This is a genomic window from Rhodoferax sp. (genome assembly GCF_037143375.1).
Classification (GTDB): domain Bacteria; phylum Pseudomonadota; class Gammaproteobacteria; order Burkholderiales; family Burkholderiaceae_C; genus Rhodoferax.
In genome coordinates, this window is sequence record NZ_JBAWYV010000065.1 from 1 (window position 1) to 18152 (window position 18152).

Genomic DNA, 18152 nt, shown 5'->3' on the forward strand with positions numbered 1-18152 from the left:
CCCCAGTTGACACGGCTTTCCAACATGCCGAAAGTTGGGCGTTACCGCAGTAGGGTTGCTGAAACACTCGCAGTAAATCCACGCAGTCATCTGGTATAAATCAATCCTATCCCGCTAACCCTTGCCCCTGGTTGCAAATCATTGAGGCCCAAAACATGCCTTCCGTGCAACCCGTGCTTGAACGAATATTCGTTCGCTGCATTCATGTCGCCCTTAACAACGGCACTGGCAAACGTGTCAAATCTGACCCCCTCCCTAGCGCTGCCAGAGATTCCAACGGGTGATGCAGCACTGCACATTGCCAAAACGTTGCAGAGTGCTATTTTCAGCAGCCCCACTATTTCGAGTATTGCCTTTGATGCCATGGGCGAAATTCAGGGATTTAACGAAAGCGCACAGCGCTTGTTGGGGTACAGCGCTGCTGATGTCACAAAGCCACTCAAGCTGGCCGACATCTGCGACCCGCTTGACTTGGTGATGCGTGCTGTGGGCCAGAGCTCGGAATTCGACATCACCCACGCGCCTGGTAATGAGGGTGTTTTTGAGCTGAACTGCATTCGCCGGGATGGACAGCGCTTACCCGTCATGGCATCTGTCGTGGCCTTGCACAATGCCGAATGTACTGAGGCAATAGGTTATTTATTGGCTTTTGTAGACAACACAGCGCACAAACGGTTGCAAGCACTTCAGATAACGTCCGCCAGTAGTATGCAAAAAATTGCCAGTCAGTTGCCTGGCATGGTTTACCAGTATCGTTTGCACCCTGATGGTAGTTCCTGCTTCCCTTACGCCAGTGATGCCATCCATGACGTGTGCAGGGTCTCCCCACAGGACGTGCGCGAGGATGCCTCATGGCTATTGAGCCTTATCCATCCAGACGACTACAACGGGGTTATTGCCACGATTCAGAAATCAGCAATAGACCTGACCCCATGGGAACACGAGTATCGGTTGAGGTTTGCCGATGGCGAGGAGCGTTGGCAGTTAGGTAATGCGCTGCCTGAGCGCGAAGTCGATGGCGCCACCCTTTGGCACGGATTCATCACCGACATCACTGAGCGAAAGGCGACTGAGAAGGCACTGCGTCTGAGCGAAAGCCGGATGCAAGCCACACTGGCGGCCATTCCTGACTTGATGTTCGAGCTCGATCTGGAGGGTCGCTACCACGACATCCATAGTCCCCGCACCGAACTGCTGTCGACGCCGGGAAAAGCCTTTTTAGGTCAACTCGTGTCTGATGTGCTGCCAGTTCATGCAGCACAAGTCGTGATGACCGCCATCCACGAGGCCCATGAGCAGGGCTACTCCAGCGGCCAACGGTTCGTACTGAAGCTTGCACCAGGCGAGTTGTGGTTTGAGCTTTCTATTTCCAGAAAAACCACCGAGCCGGGTGAGTTGCCACGATTTATTGTGCTGTCCAGGGACATCACGGAACGACACCAGGCCAAAGAGCAACTGCGCATCAGCGACCATGCCCTGAAAACCATATCGCAAGGCGTCCTGATTACTTGCCCTGACGGCCGCATCCTTTCCGCCAATGCCGCCTTCATGTCCATCACCGGCTACAGCGAGGACGAAATATTAGGGCGGACCTGTAGTTTTGTTAAAGGCGTGCAAACTGATGTGGGTGTGATCGCTGCCATCAGGCAGGCGCAATTACAGGCCACCGAGTTCAATGGCGAGATTCTCAATTACCGCAAAGACGGTAGCAGCTTCTGGAACGAAATGAGCATCACGCCCATGCTCGATGCAACCGGAAAGGTCAGTCACTTCATCAGCATCACGCGGGATGTCACAGCGCGCAAGTTGGCGCAGGAAGCACTCGAGCACCATCAAACCACCCTTGAACAAATCGTCACCGCACAAACCGCAGAGTTGAGCACGGCATTGGAAGTCAGCAAGGTCTCGCGTGAAGACCTGCTACGCAGTCAGTTGATGCTGAACCAAGCGTCCCATTTGGCTCAAGTCGGCGCCTGGTCGCTGGATCTGGGGTGCGAGGAAAACTTCGAGACCATTACCTTTAACTGTTCGGCAGAAATGTACCGACTGTTTGACTTCAGACCAGAGGATATCCCTGTGCCCAGTACCGGCATCTTCATGGCGCATGTGCATCAGCAAGACCGTCAACGGCTCAAGGACCAGGTGATGAAGTCGCTAGCCGAACAATGCGCATGGGAAACTGAATACCGAATTGTCTGGGCCGATGGCAGTGAACATTTGGTGGTTCAGACGGGCGAGTTCCTGTTCGATGCGCTTGGGAATGCTAAATCCATGCATGGTGCTGTCAAAGATATTACGGCGCAACGGCAACTCGAAACTCAACTTCGTGAGAGCAAGGCTCAATTGCACAACACCCTGAAAGGCGTCAGTTCAGGCAACTACGAATGGAACAGTGCCACCGGAGTGGTTAACTGGTCCGAGGAAGCCTTGTCATTATTTGCATTGCCGAATATCGAAATGACGCCTGTTCTTGGAACATGGCAGCAAGCCGTGCATGCCGATGATTTAGAACGTGTTGAGTGGGTCATTAAGAACGCAGCATCCCAAAGCCAAGAATATGAGGTCGAGTGGCGGGTCAATTTGCCTGCAGGCGTCGCACCGCGCTGGCTTCTGGACCGGGCCCGCCCCGTAATGAATAAAGAGGGACTGCTGGTTCTATACCGTGGCATTGTTATCGACATCACCGCCAATAAGCTGGCCCAAGCCAAGATACGGTCCCAACAAGAACAGATGCAGTCCATTCTGGATAACATACCGATCGGTTTGAGCGCCTTTGACAGCGAACTCAACTTGATTGCCAAAAATCAGGAGTTTCAGACCGCGCTGGAATTACCAGATGCGTTATTTGGCGACCCAATCACAACGTTCGAGAGCATCATCCGCTTCAATGCCGAGCGAGGCGAATATGGTGAAGGTGACACGTCTCTGATGGTTCAAACGATTATTGAGCGTGCCCGCCACCCAGTCGTTCATCAGCTAGAACGAACTCGTCCCAATGGGGTTGTGCTGGACGTTCGTGGCGCCCCTTTGCCGGGGGGAGGATTTGTCACCACCTACGCCGATATCTCGGCACGTAAAAAAGCGCAATACCAAATTCAGTACAGTGCGCAATTGCTGGAAGTATCTATCGCTGCGATCGACCAGTCTTTTGCCCTCTATGACGAGGATGATCGACTGGTCTTTAGCAACGAGAAATACGCCAGTCTTTTTGGCAGCCTCACGGACCAGGTGTTACCTGGCACCCGCTTCATTGATCTGATTCGTATGGGCGCTGAACTGGGTGTGTATGTTGAGGCCCGTGGGCGTAGTGAGGAATGGATGGTTGAGCGCATGGCCGCGCATACCCAGTGCGATACCACTTTTATACAGACAACCGCAGACGGACGCGTGTTGAAAATCATTGATCGCAGGCTGCCGGATGGCCAAACAGTTTGCTTTTTGATTGATGTGACCGAGTATGCGCACGCCACCCAAGCGGCTGAGTCGGCCAACGTGGCCAAGAGCCAGTTTCTGGCCAATATGAGCCACGAAATCCGCACGCCCATGAATGGGGTGCTGGGCTTGTTGACTCTGCTAAAGGAGACTAACCTGAACGACCAGCAGCGTGACTACACACAAAAGGCTGAAGGTGCTGCGCACTCCTTGTTAGGGATCCTCAACGATATCCTGGATTTCTCCAAGGTAGAGGCCGGCAAGATGGAGCTCGACCCCGAGCCTTTTTGCATGTCTGACGTGGCGCGTGATATGCAGACTATCCTTGCAGGCAATCTGAATGGCAAAAAGGTTGACTTGACGTTTGACCTGGACCCAGCGCTACCTGCCTTGGTGATGGGCGATGCCGGTCGTCTCAAGCAGGTGCTGATTAACCTGGGTGGAAACGCACTCAAGTTCACAGCGCTTGGCGAGGTACGCATCAGGGTCTACGTGCGCCACCTTGAATCAGACAACGTCGTCTTAGCCTTTGAGGTCATTGACTCCGGTATTGGTTTGTCGCCAGAGCAACAACTTCGGGTCTTTGCCGGCTTCTCGCAGGCCGAAGCCTCGACCTCGCGTCGCTTTGGCGGTACCGGTTTGGGCTTGGCCATCAGCCAGCGGCTGGTGGTCCTGATGGGAGGAGAACTCAAAGTCACCAGCAGCCTCGGGGCCGGTAGCACGTTTTACTTTGATTTGAAATTGCCGCTGGTTGAGCAACAACAGTACGTGAATAACGAGTCGACCCAAAGCACTCCTTCAACAGAAGTTTCTGCTTCTGGGCTCAATCTGGCTGGAGTGCGTGTGCTGTTGGTGGAAGACAACCTCATCAACCAGATGGTGGCGCTGGAGTTACTGGGTAATCAAGGCGCCTTGGTGCAACTGGCGGAGAACGGTCAACTGGCCATCGACGCGTTGATCGCCACACCGGCGGGTTTTGATGTCGTCCTGATGGACTTGCAAATGCCTGTAATGGATGGGTTGCAAGCCACCCGGCATATTCGTCAGCAACTCAAACTGACTCGACTGCCCATCATCGCAATGACGGCTAATGTCATGGCATCAGACCGGGAGGACTGCCTGGCTGCGGGCATGAATGACCATATTGGCAAACCTTTTAGTATCAAAGATCTGGTGGCGCGCCTGTTGCACTTCACTGTGCCGGCGTTATCACAAACTAGTCTTTCAACTTAAGCAGCTTCAGGGGTCAAAGTTGGCAATCGGAAAGTAGGCTGACTTGAATGGTGGCCTGTCGGAAATTTGAAGATCATTTCATTTGGACTTCTCGGCAGCAGGTGTTCACGATGGTCGGTTTGCGCAGCACTGCCGAAAAGAAAACTCTCTAGACCCGACGTTCAATTTTTTATGCCTTCTTCGGAGAAAAGTGGCTGACTCATGAAGACCCTCAGGCTGCTGAAAGTAAACCTGTTTCTTGCTGGCGATAAAGGCGATTCAGCGCCATTTTTTCTTGTAGGGTGAATTGCCAGAAATAAGTTTCCTCGCTTCAAGGGCGAGGAAACTCCCTGACGACCTGATTCAACTGCGCACGCCAATCTCATTCATGACTTCAAATCGTCACAAAAGTCCATGACAATGCTAATCTTTGCCGTGGATTTGTGCTGCCAATATCTGCCGTCAACACCTGAATTTAAAATTCGGCAAGCGAACCTCCACCACTCATGAAAAGCACCTCCCCCCAACTGGTCATCGAGAACAAGCAACCAAACTTCACCTGGGTTGATGGCCTCGTTTTACTGACCCTGTTTGGCATGCTCTGGAGCGTGATGCACTTTGGACAGGGCATGCTGGTGGCGTTTGACCCGGCCTCCGTCCCCGAACTGGACTTTTCGACCTCCCAGATTCCTTACTACGCCGGGCGCACGCTGTTGCGCATGTGGATTGCCTTTTGCTTTTCCCTGTTCTTTGCTATTTCATTGGGTTATCTGGCGGCTAAAAACAACGCCGCGCGCGCCGTCATTCTGCCGGCGCTTGACGTGCTGCAGTCGGTGCCGGTGCTGGGCTTTCTGTCTGCCACCGTGGCGGGCTTTATGGCGCTTTTCCCAGGCAGTTTGCTGGGCATCGAATGCGCCGCCATCTTTGCGATTTTCACTGGCCAAGTCTGGAACATGGCCTTCGGGTTTTACCATTCGATGGTGACCATTCCCAATGATATGCAGGAAGCGGCCTCAACCTATGGCTTGACGCGCTGGCAACGCTTTCGCACTGTTGAGTTACCAGCCTCAGCACATAGCCTGATCTGGAACTCCATGATGTCGTTTGGCGGTGGCTGGTTCTTTGTGGCACAAAGCGAAGCCATCAGCGTCATGAACAAAGACATCAAGCTGCCCGGTCTGGGCTCTTACATGGCCAGCGCGATTGAGAAGGGCGACAACCATGCCGCGCTGTTGGCCGTCGCTGCCATGTTGTTTCTCATTTTGATGAGTGACCAACTCATCTGGCGACCCATGCTGGTGTGGGCGGATAAATTCAAGATTGAACTCACCGAGTCAGGACTGACACCGACCTCCTGGGTCTACAACCTGCTGCGCGGCACTTATGTCTTCACTTGGCTGGGTTTGAATGCATGGCAGCCGCTGGCCGATGCGCTGGGGCAAACCATCCGACGCATCAAGCCAGCAGCCAAACGGGTGCGACCAGGCGCCATTAATTGGCCACTTCGCATGGCCGGATTGGTGCTCACGGCATGGTTAGGTTATGAAGCCATCATTGGTGTGTTCGCCGCGATTGCTGCGTTGCACGGAGCCCTGACCGTGCCAGTGGTTGGCCACATCTTCTGGCTTGGATTTTTGACTCTGCTGCGCGTCCTGGCGATGACAGTGTTGGCAACAATTATTTGGACACCGATAGGGGTCTGGATTGGTTTTCATCCCAAGGCAGCCAGATTTGCTCAGCCACTAGCGCAAATTGGCGCGTCATTCCCCGTCAACATGACCTTCCCCGTGGTGGTTGGCCTGTTTGTGGCCACCAATACGTCCATGAACTGGGGCAGTATTTTGCTGATTGCCATGGGAACGCAGTGGTACATCCTGTTCAATGTGATTGCTGGCGCGATGGCAATTCCCAATGAAATGAAAGAAGTTGCCCGCATTTACGGATTACGGAAATGGCAACTCTGGCGTACCTTGATATTGCCTGCGATATTTCCATTTTGGGTGACGGGCGCCTGCACAGCAGCCGGGGGCGCGTGGAACGCCAGTATCGTGGCAGAGTACGCGACTTGGGGCGATACAACGCTCAAGGCCGATGGACTCGGAGCTTTTATCGCCGAAGTGACCAAAAGCGGCGACACCGCGCTCATCATTGTCAGCATTGCCGTGATGTCGCTTTTTGTCGTGGCCATGAACAAGCTGGTCTGGCGCCGCCTGTATGGCTTTGCCGAACGTCGTTTTCGGCTCGATTGATATTTGACAAACTCGCAACTAAGCATGACCAACCCAATCAACAAAGCAGCATCAGCAATGCCCATCGCCGAATTGCGGGCGGTGAACAAGTCTTTCATCACCGCTGGCGGTCATGAATTAAAAGTGCTAGAGCAGATTGACCTGGCAGTCCATGAGGGCGAACTACTTGCCCTGCTTGGCCAATCAGGATCGGGCAAATCCACCATCCTGCGCTGCCTGACCGGGCTGATTGAACCGACCTCAGGAAGGGTACTGCACAAGGGTGAAACATTGCATGGCATCAACGAAGATGCCTCAGTGGTGTTTCAAACCTTCGCGCTCTACCCGTGGTTGACGGTCGAACAGAATGTGGCGGTTGGTTTGATGGCGCACCAAGTTAGCCGCGCTGAGCGTGACACGGCGGTTGACCGGGCCATTGAGCTGATTGGGTTAGGCAACTACCATGCGGCGTATCCGCGCGAACTCTCGGGTGGCATGCGCCAGCGCGTCGGCATTGCCCGTGCCTTGGTGTCCCAGCCCCGCCTGCTCTGTCTAGACGAGGCTTTCAGCGCGCTCGATGTGCTGACCGCAGAAAATTTGCGTCAGGAACTGATAAGTCTATGGCGATCGCCAGATACGGGACTGAGTTCCATATTCATGGTCACCCACAGCATTTCGGAAGCAGTGGAGATGGCCACCCGCATTGTGGTGCTATTTCCGCGTCCCGGCCGGCTTGGTCTGGTGTTGGAAAATTCGTTACCTTATCCGCGCGACGAAAAAAGCCCTGAGTTTCAACGCTTGGTCAGTCTGATTCACGAATGCATCACCACCACCACGCTGCCAGACATTCCACCTGAGGCGCCTATCGCCGGTCAACCCATTTCACGGGCACGCAACCGCATGGAGTCGATTCCCCTGGTGCCGGTGGGCCAGATTTTGGGCTTGTTGAGCATCTTGCACGACTCGCCCGAACTGTCCAACATCTACGACATTTCCGATGAGATTGGCAAAGAATTTGGTGAAACCATTGCGCTGGTGAAGGCTGCCGAAATTCTTGGTTTGGTTGAAACACCCAAGCAAGAGGTGCTCTTTACTGAACTTGGGAAACGTTTTGTGGCGGCTGACCGGGAAACCCGGCATGCCATCTTTGCCGAGCAAGTGTTCAAGCTGCGCTTGTTTCACATCATCATTGCCTTGCTGGAAGAATATGAAGAAGTCGACTCGGCGCGGGTCATCAAGGATATCGGCAGTGCCTTGCCGTATGACAACCCGGAAAAAACATTCCAGACCATGATAGCCTGGGGTCGTTACGCTGGATTGATGGATTTCAATGCCAAAACCGGCATGGTTTTTTTACCTAAAAATGAGGATGCCGCTGAAGATGCATCCTGATACGTGGTGGCTAACAACTACTCTGGCGTTGTCATAGTGGTTGGCGGTGGCCTCGCTCTATAGTCCAGAACTAGACGCTTGTGCCCATCATCAGCATGACTCAGTCATCTTTACAAGCCGAGCGTAAAGATACGTAAATAGCCTGGTTTTAGCCCTTTAGAAATTGATTTAACCGAAAAATTGCCGATGTCAAATTGAGTCACATCAATTTCTCTAAGGTTCTATCATGAGTATCAGCGGCATCTCCTCTTCCAATTACGTTGCTCCAGCCCCGTTAACCCAAAGCACCCGGTCATCCTCACAGGTTAGCCGTGCCTCGGACTCCGATGGTGATGGTGATGGTGACGGCGGCAGTGGCGGCAAACGCGCACACAAGTCGCATGGTGGTGGCCAGATGCAAAATGCGTTGATGCAGGCCCTTCAGAGCCTTGGCTTATCGATGCCGCAACCCACCAGTAGTACGACTGCAACGCCCAGCACGACGTCTACAACGGGCACGAGTATCATGACCGCAGCTTCTGGTACAACAAGCAACCCGACCACCGGCGCAACTGACGGTGACGGGGATTCTGATGGGTCGAGCTCTGCTACAAGCAGTGTGAAGAAAGACATTGGCCAATTCATGCATGCGCTCTTCCAAGCGGTGAAAGGGGAATCAGCGTCAAGCACGCCCAGTGCCGCGTCCACAGCTACCGACCCCAAAGCCAACTTTGCCGCTGGCTTGTCAGCTTTAATTTCTCAAGTCAGCAGCGGTTCCGCTCCGGCCGATTTGCAAAGTGCTTTTGCCAAGGTGGCAGCAGATATGCAGCAGTCAAGCTCCTCGGCGGCCGGAATCACCTCAACGGGCTCAAGCTCTTCTACGTCAAGTCCTCAGGCCACATTACAAGCATTACTTACTCAAATGCAACAGAACCTTGGTTATGGCGCTGCCAGCAGTAGCGCCGCCATCGGTAATTTACTCAGCACACAAGCCTGATTAGCGTTGCGATTAAGACGGGACTGAGCATCAACGCGCGCAAGATCGTCGGTGCTCCCTTGCGATTGCGAATCCAATCCCCAAAGCCACTCCCAATTTGCGATGCGACCTAGTCATGGGCACAGTACAAGTCCTACAACAAGACAATCCCTTCGCGCTCGCAAAGATCTTCAAATTCAATGTCTGTCTTATTGAATTCGAGGGCCTTCATGTCGTGAACATCTGAGCCAGCAATAAATTGAACAATGTAAATATTGTCATCAAGGATCACTGAGGTGACCGTGTAAACGGCGCCATTGGCAGCAGTAAGTAATTCACCTTCTATCGGTGTACGCATGGGAAGTCCTTGAAAAGAAGTAGGGTAACACCATGAAATTAAGTATCAGTACCGAACAACAAGAAATGCATACTGTGTCAACATAACTTATTGACGCACCGTGCTTGTCGTAACGACAAAAAAGGTAAGCTCCAACTCCACTTTAAAACTAAGCTGAGCATTCAGACATGGAAATCAATCCACTTGACGCAATCGAAGCAACCGAGTCAGCGCCCAAAGCTGCGAAGTTATCGTGGCTCAACCCCGCCGTCGCCATTACCGTCGCGTTGTTGGCCACCTTCATGGGCATATGTAAAGTTAAAGATGACAACATAGTGCAGGCGATGCAGCAGGCACAGGCCGACAAAGTCGACCATTGGGCTTTTTTTCAAGCACGTAATATCAGGGAAGAAATCGCCAAATCGACACTGGTTCAATTACGGTTGCAGGCCCTGACTGTCCCCGAACAACATCAAGCAGCGTACCAAGCGCAAATCAGCGTGTATGAATCGCTGGCCAAAGATCAGGCGCAAAAAAAAGAAGAGTTAAAAGTTCTGGCCGAAAAAGATCAAACAACGTATGACGCCCTGAATTTTCATGATGACCAGTTCGACCTTTCTGACGCTTTAATTGCCATCGCCATCTCCTTGTTGGCCGTTGCCTCGCTCACCCAACTTGGGTGGCTCTATGCTTTGAGTCTTGTGCCTTCTGCATTTGGCGTGTTGATGGGCCTGTCCGGGCTTGCGGGTTGGAGAATTCATCCAGATGCACTCATTCGGTTGTTGAGCTGAGAGGCTTGGTCCAACTTTGCAGTCGTGCTATTCATGTCTGCAAGGTAAAGTAGCTTTTGCATGACAGCTCGGTTGATTTCGCCCCCTATACTGCGCACGCGGTGGCCCGTCCACCGGGATGGCTCCTTCCAGGTTTTTCATTTATTGATCCCAAGTGAATTGATTAAATAAGCTCAACCGGAAAGAACCTCAGCATGAAATTTATTGAAATAGCAATATGTCCGAGCATCTACAAGATAAAGACAATGTGCCAGAGGACGAGCAGGAACAAGTATCCCTAGGTTCTTTGATACGCACGCTGAGCAGCAAGATTGAACGATTCATCAATATTGCCGGTTTGCAAGGCAAGGGACTGTACTTAATAGTCTCGTTGATTGGGTTCATTTGGGTCGTTGGGGGCATCTATAAAGTGCAACCGGACGAACAGGGTGTGGTACTTCGTTTTGGCAAACGTGTTGAAACGTCTGAGGCTGGACTGCATTACCACTGGCCTTATCCGGTTGAAACCGTGCTGCTGCCTAAGGTTACCAAAATAAACCAACTCCAACTTGGAAATCCTGCACCTGCCAGCAGCACTGACAGTGCTGCAAATAATACGGCGTCTCGCGATAAACAAATGCTTACGGGTGATGAGAACATCGTCGAAGCTGACTGTGCTGTGTTTTGGCGAATCAAGGATGCCGGGCAATTCTTGTTTAGTGTAGATAACCCGGAATTCGCAATCAAGATAGCAGCCGAAAGCGCCTTGCGCGAGGTTATAGGTCGCACTCCGATTCAAGCGGCATTGTCCGATAAACGTCAGCAGATTGCGGATGAAACCAAGGCCTTGTTGCAACGTTTATTGGATGAAGAAAAAGCGGGGGTCCTGATCACTCAGATTCAACTGCAGCGCGTCGATCCGCCATCGGCGGTTATTGATGCCTTTAACGACGTCCAACGTGCTCGCGCCGACCAGGAACGCGCGCGCAACGAAGCAGAGTCGTATGCCAATGACATCATTCCGAGAGCTCGGGGTGAAGCGTCTCACATCAGTCAAGATGCCGAAGCCTACAAGACACAAGCCGTTGATCTGGCCGAGGGCGAGGCTAAAAGTTTTTTGGCGGTCTACCAGAGTTACGCTCAGGCCAAAGACGTGACCAGCTGGCGTATGTATATGGAAAGTGCTGACGAAGTGCTGAAGAAAGCGACCAAAGTCATCATCGACACCTCTGGCAAAGGTGTTGCTGGCGTTGTGCCCTACATGCCGCTTGCAGAAAAGGACAAACCAGTTCCCAAGGAGGTCAAGCCATGAAATCAAAAGTACGCATTGCGATTTCAACTCTTGCCCTGATTGTTTTATGGAACCTGGGCTCTTCTTTGTACACGGTCGGTGAAATGCAGCAGGCCCTGGTGGTTCGCATGGGTGCGCCCGTGGATCTCATCACCACCCCTGGATTGAAGTTTAAATTTCCTATGATTGATACGGTGTCGTATTACGACACGCGTCTCTTGACGCTGGCACTGCCCTCAGAGCAAGTCATTCTGGGCGACCAAAAACGACTTGAGGTTGAAACGTACGTTCGTTTTCGAATCGCTGAGCCGCTACGCTTTTACCAGTCATTGCGAACGATTGATCAGGCCAATGCCCAGCTAACACAATTGGTGAGTTCTTCCTTGCGACGTGAGTTGGGGCAAGTCATGCTGAAGTCACTTCTTTCTGCAGAACGACCAAAGATTGTTGATCATATTCAGAAGGAAGTGGTTGAAAAAGCAAAATCGCTCGGTATTGAAATCACGGAGGTGCGGTTCCACCGGGCAGACTTGCCATTTGAAACAAGCCAGGCTATTTACGACCGCATGAAATCAGAGCGACAACGTGAAGCTAAGGAATTACGCGCCCAGGGTTTCGAGTGGGCACAGCAAATACAGGCCAAGGCAGACCGAGAGCGTGCTGTTCTGATATCAGATGCACAGCGTCAAAGCAAAATTACGCATGGAGAAGCCGATGCCAAGGCTAATCAGATTTTTGCGCAGGCCTTCGGCAAAGATCCTCAGTTTTACAAGTTTTATCGCACGCAACAAACCTATCGTCGAGCCTTGGCAGAGTCGGCACCTACCTTGGTATTGTCGCCAGACACTGCGTTCCTGAAGGAATTCAAAACTGGACCACTGGTCGGTACCCGGCCTTAGATGAGCGTCCTTTCAGTGATTTTCAGAGGCACACAGAATGGGATTTGACAGCGGCATGCATTCACTCGGTTTAACGCTTCAAGTGTTTTTCCTGGATCTTTTGTTGAGCGGGGATAACGCCATTGTGATTGCGTTGGCTTGCCGCAGACTACCCGCCCAGCAAATGCGCCAGGCCATCATGTTCGGCACTGGTGCGGCTATTGGGCTGCGGATTCTGTTTACGACCATTGTCACTTTCTTGCTCGCCATTCCGTTGCTAAAGTTGCTTGGCATGGTCGCTTTGGTCGCCATTGCCATCAAATTGCTCATTGAAGAAGATGACGATCATTCGGGTCCTCATTCAGTTGACTCAGACCTTGTTGGCGCTGCCCAACACGTACCGAGCCTATGGGCGACGATTGGTGTCATTGTGGTGGCCGATGTCACTATGAGTCTTGACAACGTGGTGGCCTTGGCCGCCATCGCGCAAAACAGTATTTTCTTCCTGATGCTGGGGCTCGCACTGAGCGTGCCGCTGTTAATGTATGGCAGCCTGTTCGTAACAAGCCTGTTAAAACGGTACCCGATTTTGATTCCTGCTGGAGGGGCATTCCTGGGCTGGATTGCAGGTGACATTGGCATGTCTGATCCTTTGATTGCTGATTGGATCAATGCACAGTTGCCTGGTCTGACGGTTGCCGTGCCACTGGCGTGCGCTATTTTCGTTTTATTGGAAAGCAAAATCATCCGGCAAAATATGCAACTCTTTCCAAAGCCCAAACAGTTAGTCCGCCGAGCACTGTCTCAATCGCCCAGCAAGACATTGGGGCCCCTGACGCAAGTACCTTCCTCGGTGTCCGTGTGCATTCCTGAAGCGGTCATCAATGAGGTGGCTGCGATGGAAACGGCGAGACCCTCAACCAATATGCCGACCGACGAGAAAAGTGCTTTCCCTTCTGTTTTTCCGAAAAAATGGGCTCTTTATTCTTTAATTGCGCTACTGGCACTTCCCGTGCCGTTCGCCATCGGTGCAATTATTTATAAAAGTATTGTCAATAAAGGATTGATGCCGGCGCCCACCCAACTGGTTCGCTATGAGTGCCCGGGTGCGCAAGGATCGTTCTACTTCTTTTTTAGGCATGGCATTGAGAAAGTTCAAATCCAATCCAGTTCAGGAACGCTCGAAGGCAACGCCCACTTTGGGAAAATTGTCTGGAAAAATTTCTCTGGAGACACCGCCTTGCTCGGGTTCACTCCACCCCAGGAAATCACCTGGGATGACGCGAAATCCGTTCGACTTAATGGCGGCAGTTTTTTGCAAATAAGTTGCACCAAGAAACCTGAGAAAACGTCTGCTCCATAAACGGCTGCGGCTTTCGACTTCATAGAACTATTATTTGATCCAGGGGATTCAACTTGACAACATCATGCACGCGCGGTCTGGACATTGGCTTTGCATCGTTGGACTACTTGCAAATTGGGATTCTGGGTGTATTTCAGGGCATCACAGAACTATTGCCGATTTCTTCAACCGCGCATATGCGCATCATCCCTGCTGTGTTGGGCTGGACTGACCCGGGGTCAGCGTTTTCTGCAGCGATGCAACTGGCAGCTTTGGCTGCTGTCTTAAGTTACTTTTGGCGTGATGTCCGTAAGGTGTTGAATGGCAGTACAGCTGCTATTCGTCAACGCAATTTCCAGGATCCATCCTTTCGACTTGCTATTGGTATCCTTGTTGCGACCTTGCCAATTGGGCTTGCAGGTATGGCTCTGTCATCATTGCTGAATTCCTGCAATTCCCCCTTGCGAGGTCTGATGGTCATCGGTTTTTCATCCATCGTTATGGCGATTTTGATGGGCATCTCTGAGCTGACTTGCACTCATCAACGACGCGTTGAAGATATGCGATTACGCGATGCCTTGATCGTTGGCCTGGCCCAAGTTGGCGCACTCATTCCGGGTGTCTCACGTTCTGGTTCGACTTTGACGGGTGCCTTGTTTTTAAATTTTAGACGTGAAGAGGCTGCGCAATTCTCGTTTTTGATTGGTCTGCCCGCGATCGCCTTGGCTGGCTTGAAAGAACTCTGGGTGCTTTACCATGCAAGTATTTCACCGGCTGCATGGTCGCATTTGTTGTTTGGTCTGTTAGTTGCCAGCGTTTCTGCATTTGCCGCCATCTGGGGTTTGATGAAGTTTCTGGAGCGGTTTTCCACTTGGCCGTTTGTCGCCTACCGCGCATCGCTGGGGGTATTCCTGATTGTCGCTGTAAGTGTCGGCTGGTTAAATTAGTAACCATTGGCTAGAAGCGTTCGTGGTGGAACGGCTACCGCTATTACTCAGGCTTATTCTGTTTTATAAGCCTCTATGGGGACATTGATCTTGATTTCATCACTGATAGCCGGGATGAAACTCAACATTCCAAATTCAGAACGTTTCACGGTTGCTGTGATGTTGCCTGCACACATCAACTTTTGGATCATTGGATTGACTGCGCATTTGAAGTGGTTAACCCAAACTGTCACTGGTTTGGTTATTCCCAAAAGCGTATGTTTCCCCGCTGCTGCAACTACATTTTTTTCATCGTCAAAAAACAGTTCATCAGACACAAATCTTATTTTTGGAAATTTCACGACCTCGAACAAATGGTATCCAGGTGAGTTGGATGTTGCAGTCCCGAAGCCCATGTTCAAAGAATCAGTTTCAACGTTGTAAGTGACACTACCAACCTTTGCATCGCGATCAAGCGTAATGGTTCCTTGTACCTTGTCAAAACGTCCGGTTTGTGTCGTCAATCCAAGATGTTTAAATTCAAACACCGGAATGCAATGGGCGGGATCCATCGCATAGTTATCCAGAGCATGTGCCGGCACGACCCAAGCCATCACCAGGGTGAATGTACCGAAAAGTTGTTTCACTTGATCGCCGACGGTGAGGAGCAGTTACCCTAGCGGGGGATAATCGATCAGTAGCTTTTAGTTCTTGTACGCTTCGACCGGAACACTTATTTTGATCTCGTCACTCACGGCTGGGATGTACTTGACCATACCAAATTCGGAGCGTTTGATGGTCGTCGTGATGTCCGCCGCACACATCGGCTTGTTGTTCAAGGGATTGTTTGCGCAATTAAACCGGTTAATCATCAGTTTGATCGGTTTTGACACGCCGAGCAGTGTGAACTGGCCTTCAGCGGCGACCACTTTGTTACCTTCAAAAATAAGCTTGTCTGACTTAAAAGTCATCGTTGGAAATTGCTCAACATTGAACAGTCCAGCACTGCTGACATGCATTGTCCAGGCACGCGAACCCATATCAAGTGTATTTGTGAAGACAGTAAATTCGACGATGCCTTTCTTGGCTGCAAAGTCTAGTACCACCTGGCCTTCCGTCTTGTCGAAGCGACCGCGTTGTGTCGTGAATCCGAGGTGTTCCACCTCAAAGGCCGGCACGGTGTACTCGGGATCAATGGTGTAGGTGTCTGCCGCAAATGCAGGCATCGTCAATGTCAGCGCAATCCCACAAGCTACGAAGTATTTGTTCATGGCAGTTCCAGTAATCAAGGTTAATCGGTGCTGGCTTAATCCGGAAAAGCCTGTAGGTAGGCGGCGATGGCCTCCTTGTTTTCACTGGTTAGCGGGTGTACCACTGCGTCCATTGGCGTACCTGGGCGTCCTTGTGTATTTTGGAACACATCAAGTTGCCTCAAGATGTAATTGGAATGTTGAAAAGCTAACCGTGGAAAGGCTTCTATGCCTTGACCCTTGGGGCCATGACAAGCTACGCATGCAATGACGTTCTCAGCAGGCACCCCGTTTTCGAAAATCTCTTTACCCGCCGCCAGTAATTTTGGATCTACGTCGCGTGATGAAACCCGGTGTGGCTCCTGTTTTGAATAATATGCGCCCAACCCGGTTATCTGTTCTTCAGTCATGTGGCGACTCAAGCCCCACATGTATTCCGAGCCTGGTGGGTCCAGGCGCTGATGGCTTCGAAAGTTCGTCAACTGGCTGACAATATAAGCGGGTTGCTGTCCCGCAAGACGAGGGAAAGCGGGCGATATCGAATTGCCGTCTACCCCATGACAGTTCGAGCAAACTTGCTCGGCCAGCGTCTTAGCCGAGACACGAGGATCGCCCAAGCTACGCGAATGCTCAATATTTGAGCACCCGGCGCCGAGAAGGGCTAAAGATAATGACAAAGTAATGGGACTGAATTTCATATTGAATCTCCAACGCGCTGACTCAATTAGAGTCGTTATTTCAGGTTACAAAAGCGAATAAACAAGATTTACAATCAATATGCAAACCACGCGTAGAGGAATAGAGTGTTGTTGTCGCTGGCATTGCGACCAGCTCCGTCATAGTTGTCAGTAGCGCCTTGGTATTTGTTATAGGCTGTGTACTGAGCACCGACTCGGATATTCTGTTTGGGAATCCAGAATGCTTCAAACGTCATGCCATTGGTTGAGGGGTCCGTTGTCTGAATCACACTTGTCGATCCAGTGGAATTAAAGTATGCCAAACTGCCGCCATACTTGGCGTGGTAAACATAGGATACCTTGGCGCGCGACATATACGTTGTGTCAGTAAGCCCCGCATCGCCTGCTGCAGCGCTGATCGCATTTTCCGAATACGCAGTCTCTTGTCGCATATACGCTAACTGAGCCGTGATTGTGTGTGGGTCGAGAATGTACTGGTATTGGGCATCGACACCGGTATTGCGATATTGCCCAAGGTTGGCCGGGTCGGACACATCTGTGCCGGCGTCGAACACATGCGCAATCATTCCCGAAGTGCCCACCATCAAATTATGTGGTCCCCATTCATGCGAGAGTGCCAACCGCCAGTAGGGATTATTATTTCCATTGAGTTTTGTCTTGCTAGCATCGTCAATTCCAGCGCTCATGAAGGAAAAGGCTTGGTCAGCCGTTCGGTAACTACCAAGTTCAGCGTAGACGGTCTGGTTCCAGAACAGGTAAGCGCTGAGACCAGCAATATTGCCACCGGCACCAAAACCTGGGTAAGGTGTGGTCGGATCTGTAAATGAATGACTAGACAGACTTGCGGCTGGAACATAAGACATCCAGGCAGCTGCACTATTCCAAGGATCAGAAACAGAAGGGTTGTTGTTTAAACTAAGCCCATAGATCCAGTCCTGCTTGCCCGTGATGATGCGGTTGGCAAAACGAACATCAATATTGTCGGCATTTGAATGGCCTGAAAATGAGCCGTCACCGTTATCGACTGCAAAATTGTCATAAGTGACTTGCGCAAAGGCACCGATGTTATCGGTAATTTTACCGGCCAAAAATAGGCTACCGGTGGCAAAAACCACTTCCCCGTTTTTGGCAGTTCCATCCGGTGGATTTGAAATACTGGCGGAGTTAACTACACCCATCACAGAAAGAGGAAGCGTGCGTTCCCCGATGGTGTAGCCCGTCATCTTGAACATTCTCCCGTAGGGCGTGAGTTCAGGAAATTGCCCACCTGCATGGCAGGCCACGCAGTTCTGACCAGTCTGGCGTGCAAAGGATGGCAGTGCTTGCGCGTCTTGTGGGAACACTATTGCACCAATGGCCAAAACCCCAAAGAACCATGTCACGACCTTGATTAAATTACCATGAAAATATTTCGAGATTAATAACATAGTGACTTCCTAGT

14 protein-coding genes are annotated in these 18152 nt (G+C 51.5%); 9 read left to right on the forward strand and 5 right to left on the reverse strand.

Going from position 1 to position 18152, the window contains the following annotated elements; translation table 11 throughout:
* The first annotated feature begins 234 nt into the window (after positions 1-234).
* The 4 genes from WCG50_RS11130 to WCG50_RS11145 all read left to right on the forward strand — a co-directional run bounded on the left by WCG50_RS11130 (position 235) and on the right by WCG50_RS11145 (position 9240).
* Positions 235-4665: a PAS-domain containing protein gene (locus WCG50_RS11130; RefSeq protein WP_336899670.1), complete on the forward strand. Its 4431-nt coding sequence runs from the start codon at positions 235-237 to the stop codon at positions 4663-4665.
* Positions 4666-5150: 485 nt separating this feature from the next.
* Positions 5151-6893, forward strand: coding sequence for an ABC transporter permease subunit (locus tag WCG50_RS11135; RefSeq protein WP_336899671.1), 1743 nt, complete (start codon positions 5151-5153; stop codon positions 6891-6893).
* A gap of 24 nt (positions 6894-6917) precedes the next feature.
* On the forward strand, positions 6918-8264 hold the full coding sequence (locus WCG50_RS11140) for a nitrate/sulfonate/bicarbonate ABC transporter ATP-binding protein (protein ID WP_336899672.1): 1347 nt from the start codon (positions 6918-6920) through the stop codon (positions 8262-8264).
* A 226-nt stretch (positions 8265-8490) separates the two neighbouring features.
* The gene (locus tag WCG50_RS11145; RefSeq protein ID WP_336899673.1) at positions 8491-9240 is read left to right on the forward strand and encodes a hypothetical protein; all 750 of its coding nucleotides are present in this window, start codon (positions 8491-8493) and stop codon (positions 9238-9240) included.
* Positions 9241-9373: 133 nt separating this feature from the next.
* Here WCG50_RS11145 and WCG50_RS11150 read toward each other — a convergent pair whose 3' ends face one another.
* Positions 9374-9577: a hypothetical protein gene (locus WCG50_RS11150; protein ID WP_336899674.1), complete on the reverse strand. Its 204-nt coding sequence runs from the start codon at positions 9575-9577 to the stop codon at positions 9374-9376.
* A gap of 167 nt (positions 9578-9744) precedes the next feature.
* Here WCG50_RS11150 and WCG50_RS11155 point away from each other — a divergent pair, with 167 nt between their 5' ends.
* The 5 genes from WCG50_RS11155 (at position 9745) to WCG50_RS11175 (ending at position 14784) form a co-directional block, all read left to right on the forward strand.
* Positions 9745-10347, forward strand: a complete 603-nt coding sequence (locus WCG50_RS11155; RefSeq protein WP_336899675.1) for a DUF4337 domain-containing protein — start codon at positions 9745-9747, stop codon at positions 10345-10347.
* A gap of 217 nt (positions 10348-10564) precedes the next feature.
* Positions 10565-11638, forward strand: coding sequence for an FtsH protease activity modulator HflK (gene hflK / locus WCG50_RS11160; protein ID WP_336899676.1), 1074 nt, complete (start codon positions 10565-10567; stop codon positions 11636-11638).
* Positions 11635-12516 (forward strand): protease modulator HflC, encoded by an 882-nt coding sequence (locus tag WCG50_RS11165; RefSeq protein ID WP_336899677.1) that lies wholly within the window; start codon positions 11635-11637, stop codon positions 12514-12516. The genes hflK and WCG50_RS11165 overlap by 4 nt, the downstream gene beginning before the upstream one ends.
* Positions 12517-12571: 55 nt before the next feature.
* Positions 12572-13858: a TerC family protein gene (locus WCG50_RS11170; protein WP_336899678.1), complete on the forward strand. Its 1287-nt coding sequence runs from the start codon at positions 12572-12574 to the stop codon at positions 13856-13858.
* 53 nt (positions 13859-13911) lie between these two features.
* Positions 13912-14784 (forward strand): undecaprenyl-diphosphate phosphatase, encoded by an 873-nt coding sequence (locus tag WCG50_RS11175; protein WP_336899679.1) that lies wholly within the window; start codon positions 13912-13914, stop codon positions 14782-14784.
* 53 nt (positions 14785-14837) lie between these two features.
* Here WCG50_RS11175 and WCG50_RS11180 read toward each other — a convergent pair whose 3' ends face one another.
* From WCG50_RS11180 to WCG50_RS11195, 4 genes are all read right to left on the reverse strand, one after another.
* Positions 14838-15410, reverse strand: coding sequence for a YceI family protein (locus WCG50_RS11180; RefSeq protein ID WP_336899680.1), 573 nt, complete (start codon positions 15408-15410; stop codon positions 14838-14840).
* Between the two features lie 57 nt (positions 15411-15467).
* Complete coding sequence (locus WCG50_RS11185) at positions 15468-16034, reverse strand: YceI family protein (protein WP_336899681.1); 567 nt, start codon at positions 16032-16034, stop codon at positions 15468-15470.
* Positions 16035-16069: 35 nt separating this feature from the next.
* Entirely contained in the window at positions 16070-16711 is a 642-nt protein-coding gene (locus WCG50_RS11190) for a c-type cytochrome (RefSeq protein WP_336899682.1), read from the reverse strand.
* A gap of 74 nt (positions 16712-16785) precedes the next feature.
* Positions 16786-18138, reverse strand: a complete 1353-nt coding sequence (locus WCG50_RS11195; protein WP_336899683.1) for a cytochrome C — start codon at positions 18136-18138, stop codon at positions 16786-16788.
* Between the last annotated feature and the right edge of the window lie 14 nt (positions 18139-18152).

What these genes read in the sequence shown, in the direction of transcription:
- WCG50_RS11165 (WP_336899677.1), top strand. Translation starts at nt 11,635, where the DNA reads ATGAAATCAAAAGTACGCATTGCGATTTCAACTCTTGCCCTGATTGTT.
- WCG50_RS11150 (WP_336899674.1), bottom strand. Translation starts at nt 9,577, where the DNA reads ATGCGTACACCGATAGAAGGTGAATTACTTACTGCTGCCAATGGCGCC.
- WCG50_RS11185 (WP_336899681.1), bottom strand. Translation starts at nt 16,034, where the DNA reads ATGAACAAATACTTCGTAGCTTGTGGGATTGCGCTGACATTGACGATG.
- WCG50_RS11140 (WP_336899672.1), top strand. Translation starts at nt 6,918, where the DNA reads ATGACCAACCCAATCAACAAAGCAGCATCAGCAATGCCCATCGCCGAA.
- WCG50_RS11155 (WP_336899675.1), top strand. Translation starts at nt 9,745, where the DNA reads ATGGAAATCAATCCACTTGACGCAATCGAAGCAACCGAGTCAGCGCCC.
- WCG50_RS11195 (WP_336899683.1), bottom strand. Translation starts at nt 18,138, where the DNA reads ATGTTATTAATCTCGAAATATTTTCATGGTAATTTAATCAAGGTCGTG.
- WCG50_RS11170 (WP_336899678.1), top strand. Translation starts at nt 12,572, where the DNA reads ATGCATTCACTCGGTTTAACGCTTCAAGTGTTTTTCCTGGATCTTTTG.
- hflK (WP_336899676.1), top strand. Translation starts at nt 10,565, where the DNA reads ATGTCCGAGCATCTACAAGATAAAGACAATGTGCCAGAGGACGAGCAG.
- WCG50_RS11135 (WP_336899671.1), top strand. Translation starts at nt 5,151, where the DNA reads ATGAAAAGCACCTCCCCCCAACTGGTCATCGAGAACAAGCAACCAAAC.
- WCG50_RS11145 (WP_336899673.1), top strand. Translation starts at nt 8,491, where the DNA reads ATGAGTATCAGCGGCATCTCCTCTTCCAATTACGTTGCTCCAGCCCCG.
- WCG50_RS11190 (WP_336899682.1), bottom strand. Translation starts at nt 16,711, where the DNA reads ATGAAATTCAGTCCCATTACTTTGTCATTATCTTTAGCCCTTCTCGGC.